Annotated in this window: 1 protein-coding gene; it reads left to right on the top strand. The window is 52.0% G+C overall.

Annotation, left to right across the window (positions count from 1 at the left end):
* Nucleotides 1-24: 24 nt before the first annotated feature.
* A partial coding sequence (locus tag I5M_RS29255; RefSeq protein WP_199900020.1) for a DNA methyltransferase occupies nucleotides 25-1,759 on the top strand: 1,735 nt, incomplete at its 3' end.

Raw genomic sequence — 1,759 nt, 5'->3', positions numbered from 1 at the left:
TGAGTGTCGGAAATAGTCGAAAGCTTGAATGAGTTCGTTGCCTACGCTGCCTTACTCAAGGGTGATGAGAAAGGTGAGGCTCAAGTCTTTTGCGACCGGCTTTTCAGGGCGTTCGGTCACGCGGGATACAAGGAAGCAGGGGCAACACTAGAAGAGCGCATCAAGAAGGCTTCTGGGAAGGGTACGTCATTTGCCGATCTAGTTTGGAAGCCGCGCCTTCTAATTGAGATGAAGAAAGGGGGCGAGAAGCTCCATCTTCACTACCAGCAGGCTTTTGATTATTGGCTGAACGCCGTGCCGAACAGGCCGCGCTATGTCGTGCTCTGCAACTTCGATGAGTTTTGGATCTACGACTTTGACCGCCAACTTAACGAACCCGTCGATGTGGTAGCCTTAAAAGACCTACCTGCGCGCTACACTGCGCTCAACTTCCTGTTTCCTGACGAACGTAAACCCGTATTCAACAATGACCTTGAAGACGTATCCCGTAAGACCGCTGACAGGATGGCGTCGCTATTCAAGGCGCTCACGAGACGGAAGAAAGATCCTGTTCCGCGTCCACAGGCGCAGCGCTTTATCCTTCAGATGATGGTAGCGATGTTCGCGGAGGACATCGACCTGCTACCTAGGAATACTGTTGTCTCCCTAATTGACGATTGCCTTCACAAAGGGCAGTCGTCCTACGATCTTTTTAATGGTCTGTTCTCACAGATGAACTCCCCTAAGCGGGCGACCGCTGGTCGGTTCAAGGAGGTTCGTTATTTCAATGGAGGTCTATTTTCTACTATCGAGCCGGTTGAACTTAGCCGCGAAGAGCTTGAGATCATTGGCGGCGAAGGTGGCGCAGCGACGGAGAATTGGGCCAAGATTAACCCTGTCATCTTCGGTACGCTATTTCAGCACAGCATGGATAAAGAAGAGCGCCATGCTTTTGGTGCCCATTTTACATCGGAGGCGGATATTCAGCGCATCGTCGGCCCGACGATTATCAAGCCTTGGATGGAGAAAATCGACGCAGCCACACGTCTGCAAGACTTAGTGGAAATCCGCAAGGAGCTTATGAATTTCCGCGTTCTCGATCCAGCGTGCGGGAGCGGAAACTTCCTCTATGTTGCGTACCGTGAGCTTGCGCGTCTTGACCTTCGTATCCTGGCTCGGATGGAGGAAAACTTCTCGGCGAAGAACGTCGCTAAACAGGCGCTCACTGCCAGCATCATAAGCCCACTGAAATTCTTCGGCTTCGACGTGGACTCATTTGGTGTCGAGCTGACGAAGGTAACGCTCATGTTGGCCAAGAAACTCGCGCTTGAGGAGGCAATGGCTACGCTGGGACGCGAGGAGATGGGTCTTGGATTTTACGACGGTTTACCGCTCGACAATCTGGATAACAACATCCGTCGGGTCGATGCGCTATTTACCGAATGGCCAGAAGTTGAAACGGTTATTGGAAATCCGCCATTTCAAAGCAAAAACAAGATGCAGGAGGAGCTTGGAGTTTCCTATCTTCACAGGCTACGCGCTCAACATCCCGACGTTCCAGGACATGCTGATTATTGCGTGTACTGGCTACGATTGACGCATGATCATCTGAAGGAAGGGCAACGCGCCGGACTCGTCGGTACGAACACGATCCGCCAGAACTATTCAAGAGAAGGTGGCCTCGACTACATCGTCTCTGAAGCGGGTACAATCACGGAAAGCGGTTTCCAGCATGCCGTGGTCGGGCGAGGCCAGTGTGCATGTTTTCATTTGTTAACTG

The sequence above is a fragment of the Rhodopseudomonas sp. B29 genome, from assembly GCF_000333455.1.
Lineage (GTDB): Bacteria > Pseudomonadota > Alphaproteobacteria > Rhizobiales > Xanthobacteraceae > Rhodopseudomonas.
The sequence above is the reverse complement of the archived record's forward strand: the minus strand, read 5'-3'. Positions and strand labels throughout refer to the sequence as shown.